Raw genomic sequence first — 18764 nt, 5'->3', positions numbered from 1 at the left:
GAGTAGTTCTAGGAGGTGATCGTGGCGCGTAAGCCCGAGGTGTTCGTCCGTGCGTTGACGATGGAGGAGGGACGGCGCCTGCAGAGGATCACCCGCTCAGCCAAGGATCCGGTGAAATTGCGGCGGGCGATCGTGGTGCTGATGTCCGCGCAAGGGCAGCCCGCTTCCGCCATCAAGGCATTGATGCAGGTCGGCGACGACTACGTGCGCCAGGTGATGCACGCGTTCAACGAGCGGGGGTTTGATGCCCTGGACCCAAAATGAAGCGGGGGCCGTCCACGGAGGATCAGTGAGTGGGTGCGCGAGCGCATCTGCCTGATCGCCGGGACGACCCCCGCCGAGTGGAGCATCACCTGCTTCTCCGCCTGGAGCCTGTCCAGCTCGCCGCCCACCTGGTCGAGCTACGGCTGGTGACCTCGATCAGCCGCGGGCACCTGACGCGGATCCTCAAGGCCGGCAAGGTGTCATGGCAGAGCACCACGACGTGGAAGAACAGCAACGACACCGACTTCGTCGCCAAGATGCAGCGCGTCCTGGCCCTCTACGACACCCCACCTAAGGACGGCCGGGTGATCTGCGTGGACGAATTCGGGCCGCTCAACCTGCAGCCCCGCAAGGGCAAGGCCTGGCGGCCGGGCAAGAACCCCCGCCGCCTGCGGGCCACCTACAACCGCTACAGCGGGGCCATGCACCTGCTCGGCGCCCTGGACCTGGCCACTGGGAAGATCTACCACCGGATCCGTGAGCGCAAGCGGTGGCGGGAGTTCCTGGCGTTTGTTAAGTCCCTGCGCGAGCGCTGGCCCGGCGGCACGCTCCACCTGATCGTGGACAACTACTCGCTGCACAAGCATCCCCAGGTCAAAGCCTGGGCCGCCGCCAACGACATCGAGCTGGTGTTCCTGCCGACCTACGCCTCCTGGCTGAACTGGATCGAATCCGAGTTCGCCGCGCTGCGCTACTTCGCCCTCAACGGCACCGACCACCGCAGCCATCCCGAGCAGAACGCCGCCATCGCCGCCCATGTCCGCTGGCACAACCAGCACGCCCATCCCAAGGCCAGCTCCCCGATCCGAGGACCAGTTATCCCGCCAAGGTTGCGTGACGCACCACTAGATCGCCTTGATGGCCCCTCGCACCATGCAGTGGCCTCGCGGCCGCCCGCTGACCGAGCGATGCCGCGCCCTCCAGGGAGAGCGTCGGTCTCTCAGCGCCGTCGTTCGCTGGAGTACGGCCTGTGCTCATCCACATCACCGCTCACACAGGTAAATTCCGATGCATCCGATGCGTTATTGAATGCTCACTCTCCGAGTGATTACCCGAGGTGCCCCTGAAATCTTCAGTAAGAAGGTGCGAAGTATGCCATTGGGCCCGCTGAAGTAAAGGGCTGAAAAGAGGAGGCCATACCACGTCACCGAGTCGCGACTCGCGCGCTGGATGTCAGAGGGCGCTGGGTACCACACCGAACTTGGACCCGCGCCGTCGTACAGGGAGGTGGACGCGACCAAAGGCGACGGCGGGCGCTCCAGCATCCGGCATACTTTCTGCCCTTCATCGCTCAAGCTTCGTGAGCGTACGCCACCGCACATCTTCCGCTTTCAAGTTTTCCTTCGAGAAGACCTCGGTGGCGCCTCGGTTCGTTACCCGCATTTTGCCGCTGCTATACGCGTCGAAGATAGAGAATCTCACGCTTCTAATATTGAATGATAAACCAGTATATCAGGAAAATTCGGGTCGAAGTGCGGTAAAACTAGCAAATCTCCTCTCTTTGTCGCAGAAGAGCTGGATGTATCGTTAATAAAGGAAGCTGCGCAGTCGACACTCGATCAAGGAGTGATCATGAGCAGTTCAACATCGGTAGCGGATGACGCCCTTCCGCGTGTGCACGCAGAGGCGGAAGGACTGTCAGACGATCCCATCTTCGAGGCCGTCCAGGTCGCTCGCCGCCGGGAGGAACCGTTACTGGCCGCCGAGCTGCGGTCACAGGTGCAGCCTCGTGGCCGGGTCACCCAGGCCAAGCAGCACCTGGTAGAGGCGATGGTCGGCCAGCTAGGTGTACAAAAAGAATACGACTACTGGCTTCAGGCTCGCCACGACTTGCAGGCTCTGCAGAGCGATACGCAGGCTGCCGACACCTCGGCAACCGTGGCACCCGAATACGTCTCAGGCCCGCAGGAGCCCTTCACGCGAAGTGTCGGCGAGATGTGGTGGGGAGAAAGCACGGTCTTCCTGCCGGGGCTTCCCGGTATGCAAGCCGCCTTCGAGTCCGACGCCCTGCACCTTCGTGGCCAGATCAGCTGGCGAGACGGTGATCTTTGGCAGGGAAACCTGCTCATCACCTCGAAGTTCGGGCTGGATCCGGCGCGGATGCCGCCAGGCGGCCCCGGCCGCTTCGTCTCCACCCCCAACTGCGACGTGACCCGACGGATCGCCGGGGACACCGGCTGGTGGTGGGGCGACAACTGGTCCAAGTGCTGGATGCACCTGGCCCAAATCGTTCTGGACGGGCCGACCGGGAACGTGATCGCGGAAGGACACGACCATCGCAACCTGTTCCACATGTCTCAGGATGGCGAACTGGGATTCTTCCAGTTCCCCGGATTCCTGCCCTTCCCCCGGGTGGAGTTCCAGCTGAATCCGTCTCGCGTCCTGATCATCAAAGTGGAGCTCCGTCTGGACTTCCAAATGGAAGGAAGCTCTCATATCTACTTCGGCAGTCAAATGATCGGCCAGCCGCCGCAGAGAGTCGATGTCCTCTACAAGGGCTTCCAATGGTTTATCAGGCGCCTGTGATCGATCATCGGGCGAAGCGTGGGGTTGTACGGCGACCGGTGCCATACGCCTGAAATTCACTGACAGCTTCATGCGATAGATTCGGGATTCCCCGGCGCTTTTCTTCCACGCGAACGGCGTGGGCTGTCGGACCCTGTCCAGGACGCCTCCCTCAGTGGGTGTTTGATCCCGTGGATTCCGTTTGATTTGGGCTCAGGTGTCTCGCCAGGTCGGGGTGGATTCTCCGGTGAGGCGGCGGCTCATGAGGTCGATCATCGTGATGTGGATCATGGCTTCGGAACTGGCCGGTAGGGCCTCGTAATCGCGGGCCAGGCGCCGGTGGAGCATGAACCAGCCCAGGGTGCGCTCGACCACCCAGCGGCGGGGCAGGACGGTGAAACCTCGGGCACCGGGGGTGCGGCGGACGATCTGCATGTCGATGCCGAGGGCGGCGGCATGTTCGACGAGGTGCTGGCGATAGCCGCCGTCCACCCAGGTCTTGCGGATGGTGGGGTGGGTGGCGGCGATCTGGTCGACAAGGGCGGTGCCGGCGACCGAGTCGGGTACGGAGGCCGCGGTGACCAGCACGGCCAGCAGCAGGCCGAGTGTGTCGACCACGATGCTGCGTTTGCGCCCAACGATCTTCTTGGCGGCGTCGATGCCCTGGTCGGCGACGGGTACGTCGGTGGAGGTCTTGACGCTCTGGGCGTCGATGACGCAGGCCGACGGCTCGGGCGTGCGACCCTCGGCGATGCGGACCAGGCGGTGCAGCAGGCCGCTCAGCTTGGTGAACACCCCGTCGTCGCGCCAGGCGGCGAAGTACCGGTACACGGTGGCCCAGGGCGGGTAGTCGTGCGGCAGGTAGCGCCAGGGGATGCCGGTGCGATCCACGTACAGGATCGCGTTCATGACGGCGCGCAGGTCGTGCTCGGGCGGGCGGCCGATGCCCAGGGCACGGGTGAGGCGCTCCGTGCGCCAGGCGGTCAGGATCGGTTCGATGAGCTGCCAGCGGGCATCGGACAGATCGCTGGGGTAGCGGCGGCGTTCGGTCATGACCGTGGCGTAGCGCTGTATGGGGCTGCCGGCCAGAGGCGTATCGGTCAGGTCAGGCAGATGAGGCGCCGCGGTCACCTGCCATAACAGCAGACGGCGGGCATTTTGGGATCAAACAGAAATCTGGACGCAGAAGGTGTCTGCGTGCGTCTCACCTCCCTCAGGTGGCGCACATCTGTTCCAGCGTCTCCGACGCTATCGGCGCAGAGGTCGCGAAGAACCATCATCTTTCACCGTATTTGTGGATCAAACACCCACTTACCGGCCGCGGGCTCCCGGACGACCAGCAACACCTGGCGGCGCAGCAGGTCATGGCGGGTGGCCAGATCCGTCAGGAAGGCGGCGTGTTCCTGGGCCGCGTGAGCCAGCGCCGGATGCGGGAGGTCAGGGATGTTGTCCCACAGATCGGCGATGGTTCCGCTGAGGTCGACCCGTTCGGCCCGGACCAGGATCTGCGCCGGGCCGGACAGGGAGTTGAGCCAGCGTCCGAAGACCGCGACCAGGGCGTCCTGCTCGTCTGGGGTGCGCAGGGCGAAGCTGACGGTCGACACCTCGGCGATCGCGGTGACCCCGTCCTCTCCGAGATCCACCAGACCGTCCCCGCCGACTCCCCGCGCGGGAAGTCTGAGCGGTGTAGGGGAGGGTCCGGGACGGCCGACGATCCACGCGGGTGAGGAGGGGACGTTCTCCGGTGCCGAGACCAGGCGGCTGGGCGTCCGTTGGTGCCGGATCGCGGCCAGCAGATACCGGTCCAGGCTGATGCCGTCGTGCTGACCGACCGCGAGCAGAATCCCGGTGACTGCGACCGGCAGGGCGAGCGCGGCGACCGTGGGAAGGGGCAGACGATCCCCGAAGGTCATGTAGCCCAGGTAGAGCAGACCGCCGGTGGCGCCCAGGATGAGGATCTGCCGGGCGGTGAACCCGCCCAGGATCTTGTCCTCCTGCTCGACGTCGGCGGGGATGCGAACCGGTTCGGCCCAGCTCATCGCTGGTCACCTCCTGAACGGCGGTTGCCCCTACGGCGCCGCGCCGGAGGTGGCGGCGGTGTACGGCGGGCGGCTCCGGGGTTCTCCGGCCACTCCGGGGTGCCGGGAACAGGAGCGCGGGGAGAGACGATCGGCCGAGCCTGGCTGCGAGAGGCGGGAGGGGTGACGGTGCCCTGATCGCGAAGCCGGTACATCTGAGCCAGGCCTGCGGGACCGTCCGCGTAGAAGGTCTCGCGTGGATGGCCGTACACGGGAGTGGATCGGGGGGGCAGGGCTCTGCGGGGGCGGTGTCGGCCGGTACTTGCCGGTGATCGGTGGTCCCGACGGCGCGTGCTTCACCGGCCCTGGTTCCCAGTCGCCGGCTCGGATCGGCTTCCGTGCCGCCACGGGGGCGTGCTTGGCGGGACCGGCTCCACCTCTGGCAGCTGATGCGGCCGTGGAGGCGGCGACCACACCGGCACCACCGGTCGCCGCTCCGGCAACGGCCTTGCCGACCAGGGCCTTCGTCGCGGCACCTCTGGCCGCGCCGGTAACCGCCTTCCGGCCGCCGCCGCGCCTGAGGTGCAGCACGTTCAGGACGGGCGAGGCGAGCTTGTAGGCGATGGCGGTCTTGACGATCCTCCCGACCATCGAGCTCCGGCTGTTGTGCGGGAGGAAGATGGCCCGGGAGACCCAGCCGGGGATGCGGACCAGGATGATCAGCAGGACCAGGGCGAGGAGGAGGTTGTACAGCTGGCCCATACTGGCCAGGCCGACGGCCTCGCGTCCATCCTGGTTGAAGAAGATCCGGACCGCCGTGACCAGGGTGAGGGACTGGCAGATCTGGATCAGTAGCAGTCCCGAGAAGCCTCGCCACCACAGCCGGGCCAGGCCTTCGGTCTGGGGGAGGGCGACGCAGGCGAGTGCGAGTGGCGCGGCGATCACCAGCACCGAGGTCAGCGCGGCGCGCAGTACGAAAGTGATCAACAGGAGCACCAGCAGGATCACCGCGACCAGAGCCAGCAGGATGTAGAAGATCTGCGAGTTGCCCGGCGGGACGATCAGGAACTTGATGGCGTTGGCGGCGCGCCGGGCGTCGAAGCCCTGCCCGAGCAGCGCGGCGGACAGGGCGTTGGCGACGTCGATGGACTTGGCCGTGATGACGAAGCCGGCATTGGCCGCCAGGGACGCCACCACCAGGCGCGGCAGGATCTCCCTGATGGCGTACCGGGACTGGACCGTCTCGTAGGTCATCGTCAGCATGCCGCCGACCACGACGAACATGACGAACGCGCCGTTGGCGATCGCGGTGGTCGCCTGACACAGATCCCAGATCCGGCCCTGCCGTTCCACGCTCGGCGTGGCCAGCAACGTCACGGCGAGCAGATCGAGCAGCGGCTTGATCGCCATGGCGACCAGGTCTGCGAACCAGGTGGTGATCGCGTTGCCGATCCAGCCACCGATACCGAAGCTGAAACCGGGGGCACTCGGCAACGGCGGCAGCCATGGCGCGTCACCCAGCGGCGACGGCGAGGGAGACGGACTGGGAGTATGGCCGGGTTCGGCCCATGCGGCAGGGGCGGCAACGACCACCGCACTCGCGGTAACGAGGGCGGTAATCCACAGGCTGTGGAAAAGTCGAACGGGCACCATGCCGTCACCCGCCGACCACGCGCTTGAGCACGTTGACGAACAACGGCGCGAGCACGGCCAGGGCGTAACCCAGCGCCGCCGCCTTCAGAGCGGCCTTGGCCTTCTGCACCTCACCGGGGTCACCCCCGGCGATGAGATAGCGCAGGCCGCCGATGGTCAACATCAGCGTCGCCAGGGTGGTGAGCAGGCTGATCAGCCAGGTCCGCAGGTTGCCGAAGACCCTGCCGAGCTGGTCGGGGTTGGAGGGCGCCGCCGCGGTGATCGCGTCGCTTTCGGCCAGTACGGCGGTCGCCGCGAAGGCGACGAGAAGGGCCACGGTCGTCGTGACGATCAGAACCTGCCTGGCCTGTCGCACCCAGGCGAGCCACGGCGGGATCGGAGGACGGTCGGGCGGCCCTTCCTCGACTGAGCTGTCCGCCGCGATTGCCGGAGCGGCAGTGGTTGACGTGGTGATTTCCGCCTGGCCGTCCAACGGCAGGGGGGTGGTGGACCGCACGGAGCCGGAGGTGGTGCCCGAGCCTCCTTTCGGATCGTGGTGACCGGAGTGCGCATCTGAGGAGCTCCGGCTCCGTGCGGTGGCTGTTGTCCCTGCCGTTCCAGGGATGTCCGTGACCACGGCGTCGAACAGCACGAGGTCCGGGTGCTTCCAGGGCGCCTGCGGCGGGGCGGCGGCACGGTACGGCAGGCGGCAGGACCCCGTCTCGACCACCCGGCGCGCGTACCGGCTACCCCGACGGGCGGCGTCACACAGGTGCGGCCGGACGTCACCCGCCTCAAGGTCGGCGGTACGGATCGCCTCGATGAAAAGGTCAGAACCTCACTGTCGACATCGGCGGCGTCACGCGCGACGTGATCACTCTTGATCTGCCCGGCGGTGCGTCGCAGCGCGGGGATCGCTACACCCACGGCTCCCACAAGCCAGGCAGGACCCTCTTGGCGGGCGCGGATCACCAGCGACCGCCAGACGACGTCGCGGGCGTGGTTGCCGAGTCTGCGGTCCATCAGCAGGTCACGCAGTTCGGGAAGGAGGATCGGCCGCTGCGGGAGTTCGGCGATGAGCCCGGTGGCATCGAGAGCGAGGCCGCCGGGCTCACGGCAAAGGAGCTGGAACATGTGCTCGGCGATGTCGAGAGGCGAGTGGCCGGCGTCTGCGTTGCGAAAGTCGATACCCATGAGATCGCTCCAGAGCGAGAAGGTTTCCGCGTCTTGAAACCTGGTATACGGACCGCCTCTGGCGAATCTCTGGCGCAGTGGAGAAAGCGCAAGAATTTCTTCGGACGCTGCTTTCTTCGAGCCTCTGGCACAGTGCGTCCCCGCTGCTCAACGCTCATGCCAGAGCACTGCCAGAGCCGCGCCAGAGGGCTTCGCCGGAGACCTGCCAGAGCGCTCTGATGCACTGGTGGCCGCATCCGAGGAACGCCCGAACGAAAATGGAGCCAAGAAATGAAACGAGCCCGCGAAATGACCTGAAGCAGGAATCGACGAACCAGCGGGCAGCCCAGGAAAGGGAGAACGCGACGCCCTTTCTGACGGTCACCTCGATCCCGGCCTCGACCGCCCGGGCGTTCATCGCCTGGTCCCACTGCAGGCTGCTGTTGCCGGGGAAGGTCGAGTTCGCCGTCGGAGTCACCACCGAGGACGGAATGCTCGTCGGAGTCGCCATCGCCGGCGAGCCGAATGAGGCCGCTCTCGACGACGGGGACACCGTCAGGCTCCTGCAGTCGGTCGTCGACGGAGCTCCCGGCGTCTATCAGCTGCTGCTGCAGGCCGCCTGGCAGGAGATCGAGACGCGGGGATACCGGCGTCTGCTCCTGAGCACCTTCACCGACGACGCCTACGCCCCCACCACCAGGACCCAGCAGGCCGGAGAGCCGCGGTGAGGGCCCCCTACTGGAGCGACGAACACGCGGAGATCTACCAGGGTGACGCGCTTGAGGTGCTCACCGAGACGCCCGACCGGTCGGTGGACTGCGTCGTCACCAGCCCGCCGTACTGGGGACTGCGGCACTACTGCGACGGCGAGTACGGCCAGGAGCCCACCCCCGAGGCGTACGTCGAAAGACTCCGCGCGACCTTCGCCGAGACCCGCCGGGTCCTGGCCGACGACGGAACCTTGTGGCTGAACCTCGGAGACTGCTACGCGGCCAACTCCGACGGCTGGGCCCGGGGCAAGGACTTCAACGACAGGCAGCCCGAGGTCCGGCCCCGGGCGAGGCTGTCGGTCCCACCCAAGAACCTGCTCGGCATGCCCTGGCGGGTCGCCTTCGCTCTCCAGCAGGACGGCTGGATCCTGCGCACTGCGCAACGCCATCGTCTGGCACAAGCCGAACGCGATGCCGCAGTCGGTCCTCGATCGCCTGTCCAACCGCTACGAACTGCTGTTCCTCCTCGTCAAGCAGCGCCGCTACCACTTCGACCTCGACCCGATCCGCCAGATCTACATCGGCGACCGGCCGCTCTCCTCCCGCGCACGCAACGGAGGTGGCAACAAGCCCAACTCGATCAAGACCCCATGGCCGCCCACCGTGCCGACCGGCAAGTACGACTCCGAGGCGGAGGTCTTCTCCGGCAGGCGCCCCGGCGCGGCGATGCGTCCCACCGGGGAGCGGCATGTTGCGGGTCACCCCAACGGCAGGAACCCCGGTGATGTGTGGTCGATCTCCACCCGCCCGCTGAAGGCCGCTCACTTCGCGGCCTTCCCCGTCGACATCCCGCTCAGAGCGATCGTGGCCGGTTGCCGCTCCGGCGGCACCGTTTTGGACCCGTTCGCCGGCAGCGGCACCACCGGCATCGCCGCCCGGCAGCTCGGTCGCCGCTTCCGTGGTATCGAGCTGAGTCCCGTCTACTGCGAGCTGGCCCGGGAGAGGTTGCTCGCTGCCGCTCTCCGGCCTCCTTCGGGAGGTGGCCAGGGTGGCTGAACGGCTACAAAGGGCCTGCTCAGGGCCTCCGGAATCCGATTCGCCGTCGTACGCTTGCGGGCCCGGAGCCGCGAACGTCTCGGGTATCCGAACGGTTCTGCCCGAGGATTCGCCGTACCTGACCCCCAGGGCGGCGGTGGCGCTGTTCCGCATCCTGATCAAGGCCTACGAGCGCCTCGCGCAGGAGACAAGCGAGCAGGAGACAGGAGAAGGGAGCTGACGTGATCGACCTGGCGTTCTGGGGCCGGTGCTCCACGGAGGACCGGCAGGACCCCGAGGCGTCCCGTGCCTGGCAGTTGAGCCGTGCCAGGACGCTCGTGGAGCCGCAGGGAGGCCGGATCACGGCGGAGTTCTTCGACGTGGACAAGTCACGGTCCATACCTCCGCTGCGACGGCCCCAGGCCGCCCTGTTGCTGGACCGGCTCGCCGACCCCGGCCGCGGTTTCGCGGCCGTCGTGGTCGGTGAGCCCCAGCGGGCGTTCTACGGCAACCAGTTCGGGCTGACCTTCCCGCTGTTCGAGCACTACGGCGTGCCGCTGTGGGTGCCCGAGGTCGGCGGCCCGATCGACCCGGCCAACGAGGCCCACGAACTGATCATGTCCATGTTCGGCGGGATCAGCAAAGGCGAACGCAATCGGATCAAGATCAGGGTGAGGACCTCCATGGCGGCGCTCGCCCAGGTCGAGGGCCGCTACCTCGGCGGTCGCTCGCCCTACGGCTACCGCCTGGTGGACCTCGGACCGCACCCGAACCCGGGCAAGGCCGCCGACGGCAAACGCCTCCGAGGTCTGGAACCGGACCCGGTGACCAGCGAGGTGGTCAGGCGAATCTTCCGGGAGTTCATCTCCGGCAAGGGCCTCTACGCCATCGCCGAGGGCCTCACCTGCGACGGTATCCCCTCCCCATCGGCGTACGACCGTTCCAGAAACCGCCACAGAGAAGGCTTGGCCTGGTCCAAGAGCGCCATCAAGGCCATTCTCACCAACCCCCGCTACACCGGCCGTCAGGTGTGGAACAAGCAGCGCAAGGACGAGGTCCTCATCGACGTCCACGACGTCGCCCTCGGCCACATGACCAAGCAGCGCTGGAACGACGCCGACCAGTGGATCTGGTCCGAGCAGATCACCCACGAGCCGTTGGTCTCCACGGAGGACTTCCAGCAGGTTCAGGCGATTCGCGCCGGTCGCGGTAGATGCGGGAATGAGGTCATCACGCACAAGCCCCATCCGACGCGCAGGCCGTACGCCCTTCGCGGAGTGCTCTTCTGCGGCTACTGCGACCGTCGTATGCAGGGGAACTGGAACAACGACCAGCCTTACTACCGCTGCCGTTACCCGGCGGAGTACGCCCTGGCCAACAAGGTCGACCATCCCAAGACGGTCTATCTCCGTGAGGTGGACGTTCTTCCTGACCTGGACAGGTGGCTGGCGAGAGAGTTCAGCGGGTCCCGGCGGGACAAGACCATCCGGCTGCTCGCCGCGTACGGCCAGCCCGAGACGGATGTGGCGGCCGAGGCGGCCCGGCGACGCGTCGCCGAATGCGATCAGAAACTCGCCCGGCATCGTGCGGCTCTGGAAGCCGGTGCAGATCCCGTTCTGGTCGCTCAGTGGATAGCCGAAACACAGGCACAGCGAGTGGCGGCCGAGGCGAACCTTCGCCAGAGAGGTGATCGTCGCCGTATGACACGAGAGGAGATCGATGCAATGGTGACCGCGATCGGGGACCTGGTGCAGGTCCTGTCCGAGGCCGACCCGAACGACAAGGCCGAGGTCTACGCGCAGATCGGCCTGCGCCTGACCTATCAACCCCAGAAAAAGCTAGTGGAGGCTCGGGTTCAACCCGGCCTCCACATGTGCGAAAGGTACGTGTCCGAGGGGGGACTTGAACCCCCATGCCCCGCAAAGGGCACTAGCACCTCAAGCTAGCGCGTCTGCCTATTCCGCCACCCGGACTTGGTGCCTGCACGCGGGACCGTCATCCCGCGTCGGCGGAATCAGGTTAGCAAACTCTTGAGCTTGCGTCATATCGGTATGCGGGCAGGTCCGCCGGGGATGCCGAGACGTGTCCGGCGGCGGCAGGATGGGAGGCGCAAGCCGTACGAGATTTAAGGAGTCGCCATGACCGCGCTCAACGGTGAGGACGAGGTCGCGGGGCTGTGCCGTGATCTGATCAGGATCGACTCGACCAACATGGGCGACAACTCGGGTCCCGGGGAACGGGCGGCGGCGGAGTACGTCGCTGAGAAGCTGGCCGAGGTCGGGCTTGAGCCGCGCGTCCTGGAATCCGACAGCCGCCGGGCGAACGTGGTCGTGCGCGTCGAGGGGGAGGACCCCTCCCGTGACGCGCTGCTCCTACACGGTCATCTCGACGTCGTCCCGTTCGACGCCGCCGACTGGACCCTCCACCCGCTCAGCGGGGAGATCGCCGACGACTGCGTCTGGGGACGCGGCGCCGTCGACATGAAGAACATGGACGCGATGATCCTCGCGGTCGTCAGGCAGCGGATCAGCGAGGGACGCAGGCCGCCGAGGGACGTGGTGCTGGCGTTCACCGCCGACGAGGAGGCGGGGGGCGAGTACGGCGCGCAGTGGCTGGCCAACGAGCACAAGGACCTCTTCGAGGGGTGCACGGAGGCGATCGGCGAGGTCGGCGGGTTCAGCGTCTCCCTCGACGACGCGCGCAGGCTCTACCTCATCGAGGCCGCGGAGAAGGGCATCGCCTGGATGCGGCTGACCGCGACCGGCAGGGCGGGGCACGGCTCCATGCTCAGCGCCGAGAACGCCGTGACCGAGCTGGCCGAGGCGGTCGGCCGTGTCGGGCGCCACCAGTGGCCGGTACGGCTGACGCGGACCGTGGAGACCTTCCTCACCGAGGCCTCCCGGGTGCTGGGGTTCGACTTCGACCCCGACGACCCCGAGGCGACCGTGGCCAAGCTGGGCCCGCTGGCCAGGATGATCGGCGCCACGCTGCGCAACACCGCCAACCCGACCATGCTCCAGGCGGGTTACAAGGCCAACGTGATCCCGCAGACCGCCACCGCGCACATCGACGGCCGCTTCCTGCCCGGTTACGAGGAGGAGTTCTTCCGGACGCTCGACGAGCTGCTCGGGCCCAACGTGACTAGGGAGTTCGTCTATCACGACGTCGCCCTGGAGACCGGGTTCGACGGGCCGCTGGTGCGGGCCATGGCCGACGCCCTGGTGGCCGAGGACCCGGGGGCGCTGGCGGTGCCGTACATGTTGTCGGGGGGGACGGACCTGAAGGCGTTCAGCATGATGGGGATGCGCGGGTTCGGGTTCGCGCCGCTCAAGCTGCCCGCCGACCTGGATTTCTCCGGGATGTTCCACGGGGTCGACGAGCGGGTGCCCGTCGACTCGCTCAAGTTCGGGGTGCGGGTGCTTGACCGTTTCCTCGACGCCTGCTGAGAGGTTCTTGGCCAAACCCTCAGGAAACCTCTCACGTTAACTCCCCGTGCTGATAGCGTAACCCTCCGTTGAGGGCCGGGCTTTGCCTTGGGCTGGTCCGGCTGGGAGCTTCGGGGAGGTTCGCGTGGCGCGTGTGCCGCATGGTCGGTGGAGGGTTCTCCCGTCCGCCGTCCAGCGCGCGTGCGTGACCGTCCCCGTTGTCCGGGCTGATCGGATGGCACGGTTCGTGGCCGGTGCCCGGACAGTCGTCAGGCGGGTTCTCGCGCTCGGCGGCGTAGTGGCCGCCGGGTGGTTGCTCGCGCTTGTCTTCGGGCTTCTCGGTGCCGCTCCGGCGGCCGCGGGCACCACCGCGGCCGCGGAGACGGCACGTCTCGACGTTCTCGATCCGGCCGCTCCCGGACCGGCCTTCCAGGCCGGTGTCTTCCCCACGGGAGGCGGCGGGTTCTCGGTGTCAGGAGACGCCGAGGCCATGGCGGGGCGGGGTGTGGACGGGCTCACCAGCCAGTCGAAGCCTGCTTTCCCGGCCCCCGCGTCGGCCGACCACAACTCGGGCGCGAACGGTTTCGTGCCCCAGGGCGGTGGCGGTTCCGGCCTTTCCTGGCCGGGCGCGGGGGACGTCACCCGGTTCGTTCACGACCCTCGGGTGACGGCGCGGCGTGCCCCTGCGGCCCGCGCGTTCCCCCCGGTCGTCCGCACAGCGGCGGACGACCCCTCCATCTCCCCTGACTGAGTTCCCCGGGCTCCTTCCGGGCTCCTCACGCGCTCATGCCGGGCGCCGGCCTGGTGGCCGGGAACTCCGATCATTCCGCCGGAGAACACACATCCCTCGTGACGGTCGCTGCCGCACGGGCGCTCAGCCGACCCCGCACGGCCTCCAGCCGATCACGAAATATCCGGCATTTCCCCATTAAGCACTGATAAATAATCGCATAGGAGCATAAACAATGCGTATGTGGGTCAAGGGCACCGCCCCGGCGGCACTGCTCGCGCTGGGCGTCATGTCCCTGGGCAGCGGTACGGCCTTCGCCGACACCGACGGTGGGCACTCGGTCGGCGGCGGCAACCAGATCCAGGCTCCCATCACCCTGCCCGTCGACATCAGCGGGAACGCCGCGACCGTCGGAGGCAAGTCGACCGCGGTGTCCCAGGGTGGCGCCTCGGCCACCGAGAAGGGCGGCATCCCCGGCAAGACCTCGGGCAGGTCGTCCGTGCTCGGCGGCAACCAGGTCAACGCGCCGGTGACCGCTCCCGTCAACGCCTGCGGCAACGCCGCCTCGATCATCGGCGGCTCCGTGGCGGCCTGCCGGGGCGGTGCCTCCGTCGTCAAGCGGGGCCGGGGCGCCGGCGGGGCCGGTGGCAACCGTACCGATGGGACCTCCAGCGTCCTGGGCGGCAACCAGGTGACGGCGCCGGTGACGGCGCCGGCCAACGTCTGCGGCAACGCGATCGCGATCTTCGGTGACACGGTCGCGGGCTGCCGGGGCGGCGCCTCCGTGATCGGGTCCGGCGGCCGTGGCGGGGCGGGCGGCAACACCACCTCGGGCAGGTCGTCGGTGCTCGGCGGCAACCAGGTGACGGCGCCGGTGACGGCGCCGGCGAACGTCTGCGGTCTCGCGGTCGGGGCGGTCGGCAACGCCTTCTCCGGCTGCACGGGCGGTGCCGAGGTCCCCGGCGCCCCCGCCCGTCCGAACACCGGCTACGCGGGCGCCGGCCGTCCCGGAGCGGGCGGCAACACGGCCTCCGGCACCTCCGGTGTGGCGGCGGGCAACCAGGTCACGGCGCCGATCACGGCCCCGGTGAACGTCTGTGGCACGGCGGTCGCGGTGGCGGGCGACGCAGCCGCGGGCTGTGTCGGCGGCTCCTCGATCAACGGATTCGGCGCGGGGCGGGGCGCGGGCGGCAACACGACCTCCGGCAGGTCCGGTGTGGTGGCGGGCAACCAGGTCACGGCGCCGGTCGCGGCCCCGGTGAACGTGTGCGGTACGGCGGTCGCGGTGGCGGGCGACGCCTTCGCCGGGTGCCGGGGCGGTTCCTCGGCCGGCGACGGTTACGGCCGGGGCGCGGGTGGCAACCGTACCGACGGGACCTCCGGTGTGGCGGCGGGCAACCAGGTGACGGCGCCGGTCGCGGCCCCGGTGAACGCGTGCGGCAACGCGGTCGCCGCCCTCGGTGACGCCGCCGCGGGCTGCCTCGGTGGTTCCCGGGTGGGGAACCCGGTCGGTTCTGTCGCCGGGGTGCCCGTCGGGGCGCATCAGGCGTGGCGGGCCTACGGCAAGGGGAACCCCCCGGCTCCCGCCGCGCCCCCGGCCGTACCCCCGGCTGTGGCCCCCAGGGTCGTCGGAGGGCTGCTGTCCGTGCTTCCCGCCCCGGTCAAGGGGCTGATCGGCCGCGTCAAGGGAGTTCTGCCCACGCTGCCTCAGACGCCGGTCGGTTCGCGCCCGCGTCCGGCCTCCGCCGGTCTCGTGGACGGCCTCCTCGGCAGGGGCGGGATCGTGGGGGTGACCCGTACCTCCCAGTCGGCGCCCCAGGCGGTACCTCAGTCGGCGCCCCGGCCCGCGCAGGGGAAGGGCGGTTCGCTGCTGGGCGGCAAGGACCTGCCCGTCGACGCCGGACTGCCGGTCGGCCTGATGAGCGCCGCCCAGCCGATCGGGGTGACCGGGATGAACTCGGGCTCGCTCTTCGCGCTGCTTCTCGGGGCCATGGCCGCCGCCTCCGCCGCTCTCTTCGTGACCGCGCGCCGTATCCGCTTCGCCAAGAAGTAAGGCGTTAGTAACCCTCTAGACATGTCTCCTCCGATCATCTGTGGGAGACGCCAGACGCTTCGCGGATGACGGGGGAGATCGACGATCTTCGTTCATCGAGCGGGGCACAGGAGCTTTGCCCGCTCCGGGGGCGCGGCCCGGGGCGGGCAAGGCCATGTCGAAAGCCGTGGAGGGTCATGGCCGAAAGCCATGACAGAGGTCACATTGTCCTGGTCACACGTATGATCTTGCGACGCAGGCGGATGTCACGGCGGCCGTCGGGATACAGTCGCAGACGGTCGAGTTCCCAGTCGCCGTATTCTGCATGTTCGGTCAGTATCCTCCGGGCCACGTCCCGGGAGGTGCCACGCGGAAGATGGAGAACCAAGTAGGAGTAGTCGAGCACAGCGATTAGTCTCCGAGGGTGTGCAGGGGACGTCGGCTCCCATAGGGCTTTATTGTGCGTCCTTGCGGCTTTACTTGGAGTGTGCCCGATGCGGATCGGGTAACCCGAGTGGAAGTGAACGGGGAACGAATGGGAACAGCGAGGTAGGAAGCAGCGTGCCAGCCAAGAACGGCAACGTCGGCGGAACCCGCCTGGTGATCGTCGAGTCGCCCTCCAAGGCGAAGACCATCGCTGGGTACCTCGGCCGTGGCTACGTCGTGGAGTCCAGCATCGGACACATTCGCGACCTCCCCGAGAAGGCCGACGACATCCCGGAGAAGTACAAGGGCGAGCCGTGGGCCCGTCTGGGCGTCAACGTGAACCACGAGTTCGAGCCGCTCTACGTCGTCAACCCCGACAAGAAGTCACAGGTGAGCAAGCTCAAGCAGCTGCTCAAGGACGCCGACGAGCTCTACCTCGCCACCGACGAGGACCGCGAGGGCGAGGCGATCGCCTGGCATCTGCGCGAGGTGCTCAACCCCAAGGTCCCGGTTCACCGCATGGTCTTCCACGAGATCACCCCGAGGGCGATCCAGGAGGCCGTCGCCAACCCGCGCGCCCTGAACCTGCGTCTGGTCGACGCCCAGGAGACCCGGCGCATCCTCGACCGTCTCTACGGCTACGAGGTCAGCCCGGTCCTGTGGAAGAAGGTCAAGCCCCGCCTGTCCGCCGGTCGCGTGCAGTCCGTGGCGACCCGGCTGGTCGTCGAGCGGGAGCGTGAGCGCCTGGCGTTCACCAGCGCGAGCTACTGGGACCTGCAGGCGCTGTTCGACACCGGCCGTGACGAGGTTCCCCACGAGTTCACCGCCGCGCTGACCGGCGTCGAGGGCAAGCGCGTCGCCCAGGGACGCGACTTCGCCAGCAACGGCACCCTCAAGACCGCGGGCGTCCTCCACCTGGACGAGGAGGCCGCGCGGGCACTGGCGGGCAGACTGGCCGGCACGGCCTACACGGTCGCCTCGGTGGAGCGCAAGCCGTACACCCGCAAGCCGTACGCGCCGTTCAGGACGACGACGCTGCAGCAGGAGGCGAGCAGGAAGCTGGGCTTCTCCGCGAAGTCCACCATGCAGGTCGCCCAGCGCCTCTACGAGAACGGCTTCATCACCTACATGCGAACCGACAGCATCACGCTGTCGGAGACCGCCGTCGCCGCCGCCCGCAGCCAGGCCATCAAGTTGTACGGCTCCGCCTACGTGCCGGACAAGCCCAGGGTCTACACCAGCAAGGTGAAGAACGCCCAGGAGGCGCACGAGGCGATCCGCCCCTCGGGGGAGGAGTTCCGCACCCCCGGCGAGACCGGGCTGACCGGCGACATGTTCCGGCTGTACGAGCTGATCTGGCAGCGGACCGTCTCCTCCCAGATGAAGGACGCGGTCGGCGAGTCGATCAACGTCAAGGTGACGGGGACGTCCAGCTCCGGTGAGCGGGTCGAGTTCTCCGCCACCGGCCGGACGATCACCTTCCACGGCTTCCTGAAGGCCTACGTCGAGGGAGCCGACGACCCGGCGACCGACCGCGACGACTCCGAGAAGCGGCTGCCGACCCTGACCGAGGGCGACCGTCTCACCGCGGCCGAGCTCAACGTGCTGGCGCACGCGACCAAGCCGCCCGCCCGTTACACCGAGGCCTCGCTCGTCAAGGAGCTTGAGGACCGGGAGATCGGCCGTCCGTCGACCTACGCCTCGATCATCGGAACGATCCTGGACCGTGGCTACGTCTTCAAGAAGGGCACGGCGCTGGTGCCGTCCTTCCTGGCGTTCGCGGTGGTCAACCTGCTCGAACAGCACTTCGGGCACCTCGTCGACTACGACTTCACCGCCGACATGGAGAAGGTCCTCGACGACATCGCCAACGACCGGGCCGAGCGGGTCCCCGAGCTGCGGCGCTTCTACTACGGCGCCGAGGGTGACGAGGGCCTGAAGGTCCTGGTCACCGAGCTGGGGGAGATCGACGCCAAGGAGATCAGCTCCTTCCCGATCCGGGGCACCGACATCATGATCCGGGTCGGCCGCTACGGTCCTTATCTCGACCGTGACGGCGCCAGGGTGAACGTCCCGGAGGACCTCGCCCCCGACGAGCTGACCGCGCAGATGGCCGAGGAGCTGTTCGCCCGGCCGTCCGGGGTCAGGGAGCTGGGCAAGGACCCGGTCACCGGCAACGTGATCGTGGCCAAGGACGGCCGCTACGGCCCCTACGTGACCGAGATCCTCCCCGAGGTGGAGGAGCCTCCCGCCGAGGGGAAGAAGCGCACCAAGAAGGCCGACGCGCCCAAGCCGCGCATCGAGTCGCTGCTGAAGAGCATGACCCTGGACACCGTCACCCTGGACGACGCCCTGCGCCTGCTCTCGCTGCCCAGAAGTCTGGGCGAGCTCGACGGCCAGGTGGTCACGGTGCAGAACGGCAGGTTCGGGCCCTACGTGAAGAAGGGCACCGACTCCCGCTCGCTGGCGTCCGAGGAGGAGATGTTCACGGTCACCCTGGAACAGGCCGAGGCGCTGTTCGCCCAGCCCAAGGCCCGCGGCAGGGGCAGGGCCGCCGCGGCTCCCCCGCTGCGTGAGCTGGGTGAGGACCCGGTCTCCAAGAAGCCGATCGTGGTCAAGGAGGGGCGTTTCGGCCCGTACGTGACCGACGGTGAGACCAACGCCTCCCTCCGCAAGGGTGACGAGGTCGAGCAGATCACCACCGAGCGCGCCGCCGAGCTGCTCGCCGACCGCCGCGCCCGTGGCCCGGCGCCGAAGAAGCGCACCACCTCCAGGGCGAAGGCCAAGGCCTGACGTTCGTTCCCGCCCGGGGCC

The 18764-nt window shown here is 68.1% G+C and carries 14 protein-coding genes, 1 tRNA gene and 2 pseudogenes; 11 read left to right on the top strand and 6 right to left on the bottom strand.

The genetic code is table 11. The features are described 5' to 3' along the window. Positions 1–21 precede the first annotated feature (21 nt). The 3 genes from ACFYY8_RS24405 (at position 22) to ACFYY8_RS24395 (ending at position 2790) form a co-directional block, all read left to right on the top strand. Positions 22–264, top strand: a complete 243-nt coding sequence (locus ACFYY8_RS24405) for a helix-turn-helix domain-containing protein (RefSeq protein ID WP_390044567.1) — start codon at positions 22–24, stop codon at positions 262–264. Between the two features lie 146 nt (positions 265–410). Next, entirely contained in the window at positions 411–1331 is a 921-nt protein-coding gene (locus tag ACFYY8_RS24400; RefSeq protein ID WP_390044968.1) for an IS630 family transposase, read from the top strand. 505 nt (positions 1332–1836) lie between these two features. Further along, a complete protein-coding gene (locus ACFYY8_RS24395) occupies positions 1837–2790 on the top strand; it encodes a hypothetical protein (RefSeq protein WP_390044564.1) in 954 nt (317 codons plus the stop codon). Positions 2791–2982: 192 nt separating this feature from the next. Here the strand turns inward: ACFYY8_RS24395 and ACFYY8_RS24390 are convergent, their stop codons facing one another. The 4 genes from ACFYY8_RS24390 to ACFYY8_RS24375 all read right to left on the bottom strand — a co-directional run bounded on the left by ACFYY8_RS24390 (position 2983) and on the right by ACFYY8_RS24375 (position 7149). Next, on the bottom strand, positions 2983–3822 hold the full coding sequence (locus ACFYY8_RS24390) for an IS5 family transposase (RefSeq protein ID WP_390044562.1): 840 nt from the start codon (positions 3820–3822) through the stop codon (positions 2983–2985). A gap of 230 nt (positions 3823–4052) precedes the next feature. Then, positions 4053–4808 carry a PrgI family protein gene (locus tag ACFYY8_RS24385; RefSeq protein ID WP_390044560.1) on the bottom strand — a complete coding sequence of 252 codons (756 nt, stop codon included), beginning with the start codon at positions 4806–4808 and terminating at the stop codon, positions 4053–4055. 30 nt (positions 4809–4838) lie between these two features. Further along, positions 4839–6281, bottom strand: a complete 1443-nt coding sequence (locus tag ACFYY8_RS24380; RefSeq protein ID WP_390044558.1) for a conjugal transfer protein TrbL family protein — start codon at positions 6279–6281, stop codon at positions 4839–4841. A 163-nt stretch (positions 6282–6444) separates the two neighbouring features. Further along, entirely contained in the window at positions 6445–7149 is a 705-nt protein-coding gene (locus tag ACFYY8_RS24375) for a hypothetical protein (RefSeq protein WP_390044556.1), read from the bottom strand. Between the two features lie 721 nt (positions 7150–7870). Between ACFYY8_RS24375 and ACFYY8_RS24370 the strand changes: the two genes are divergently transcribed. The 4 genes and pseudogenes from ACFYY8_RS24370 to ACFYY8_RS24355 form a co-directional block, all read left to right on the top strand. Continuing rightward, positions 7871–8320: a hypothetical protein gene (locus tag ACFYY8_RS24370; RefSeq protein ID WP_390044554.1), complete on the top strand. Its 450-nt coding sequence runs from the start codon at positions 7871–7873 to the stop codon at positions 8318–8320. Then, a pseudogene (locus tag ACFYY8_RS24365) lies at positions 8317–8724 on the top strand (DNA methyltransferase); the annotation flags it as partial. The gene ACFYY8_RS24370 and the pseudogene ACFYY8_RS24365, both read left to right, overlap by 4 nt. Before the next feature lie 13 nt (positions 8725–8737). Beyond that, a complete protein-coding gene (locus tag ACFYY8_RS24360) occupies positions 8738–9358 on the top strand; it encodes a DNA-methyltransferase (protein ID WP_390044966.1) in 621 nt (206 codons plus the stop codon). Between the two features lie 221 nt (positions 9359–9579). Beyond that, a pseudogene (locus ACFYY8_RS24355) lies at positions 9580–10671 on the top strand (recombinase family protein); the annotation flags it as partial. A 553-nt stretch (positions 10672–11224) separates the two neighbouring features. Here the strand turns inward: ACFYY8_RS24355 and ACFYY8_RS24350 are convergent. After that, a tRNA-Leu gene (locus ACFYY8_RS24350) sits at positions 11225–11310 on the bottom strand. Positions 11311–11475: 165 nt separating this feature from the next. Between ACFYY8_RS24350 and ACFYY8_RS24345 the strand changes: the two genes are divergently transcribed. The 3 genes from ACFYY8_RS24345 to ACFYY8_RS24335 all read left to right on the top strand — a co-directional run bounded on the left by ACFYY8_RS24345 (position 11476) and on the right by ACFYY8_RS24335 (position 15545). Further along, positions 11476–12783 carry a M20/M25/M40 family metallo-hydrolase gene (locus tag ACFYY8_RS24345; protein ID WP_390044552.1) on the top strand — a complete coding sequence of 436 codons (1308 nt, stop codon included), beginning with the start codon at positions 11476–11478 and terminating at the stop codon, positions 12781–12783. Positions 12784–12997: 214 nt separating this feature from the next. Next, complete coding sequence (locus ACFYY8_RS24340) at positions 12998–13513, top strand: hypothetical protein (RefSeq protein WP_390044550.1); 516 nt, start codon at positions 12998–13000, stop codon at positions 13511–13513. A gap of 214 nt (positions 13514–13727) precedes the next feature. Beyond that, complete coding sequence (locus ACFYY8_RS24335; protein ID WP_390044548.1) at positions 13728–15545, top strand: chaplin family protein; 1818 nt, start codon at positions 13728–13730, stop codon at positions 15543–15545. A gap of 199 nt (positions 15546–15744) precedes the next feature. Here ACFYY8_RS24335 and ACFYY8_RS24330 read toward each other — a convergent pair whose 3' ends face one another. After that, positions 15745–15930 carry a DUF5703 family protein gene (locus ACFYY8_RS24330; RefSeq protein ID WP_312863762.1) on the bottom strand — a complete coding sequence of 62 codons (186 nt, stop codon included), beginning with the start codon at positions 15928–15930 and terminating at the stop codon, positions 15745–15747. 155 nt (positions 15931–16085) lie between these two features. Between ACFYY8_RS24330 and topA the strand changes: the two genes are divergently transcribed. Beyond that, positions 16086–18743 carry a type I DNA topoisomerase gene (gene topA / locus ACFYY8_RS24325; protein WP_390044546.1) on the top strand — a complete coding sequence of 886 codons (2658 nt, stop codon included), beginning with the start codon at positions 16086–16088 and terminating at the stop codon, positions 18741–18743. Positions 18744–18764 lie beyond the last annotated feature (21 nt).

Source organism: Streptosporangium sp. NPDC001559 (genome assembly GCF_042893955.1).
Taxonomy (GTDB): domain Bacteria; phylum Actinomycetota; class Actinomycetes; order Streptosporangiales; family Streptosporangiaceae; genus Streptosporangium.
This window is presented reverse-complemented; position numbering and strand designations above follow the sequence as displayed.

Excerpts from the sequence above, each read along its gene's own strand:
- ACFYY8_RS24390 (WP_390044562.1), bottom strand. The coding sequence starts at position 3,822 with ATGACCGAACGCCGCCGCTACCCCAGCGATCTGTCCGATGCCCGCTGG.
- ACFYY8_RS24385 (WP_390044560.1), bottom strand. The coding sequence starts at position 4,808 with ATGAGCTGGGCCGAACCGGTTCGCATCCCCGCCGACGTCGAGCAGGAG.
- ACFYY8_RS24395 (WP_390044564.1), top strand. The coding sequence starts at position 1,837 with ATGAGCAGTTCAACATCGGTAGCGGATGACGCCCTTCCGCGTGTGCAC.
- ACFYY8_RS24340 (WP_390044550.1), top strand. The coding sequence starts at position 12,998 with ATGGCACGGTTCGTGGCCGGTGCCCGGACAGTCGTCAGGCGGGTTCTC.
- ACFYY8_RS24370 (WP_390044554.1), top strand. The coding sequence starts at position 7,871 with ATGGAGCCAAGAAATGAAACGAGCCCGCGAAATGACCTGAAGCAGGAA.
- ACFYY8_RS24335 (WP_390044548.1), top strand. The coding sequence starts at position 13,728 with ATGCGTATGTGGGTCAAGGGCACCGCCCCGGCGGCACTGCTCGCGCTG.
- ACFYY8_RS24345 (WP_390044552.1), top strand. The coding sequence starts at position 11,476 with ATGACCGCGCTCAACGGTGAGGACGAGGTCGCGGGGCTGTGCCGTGAT.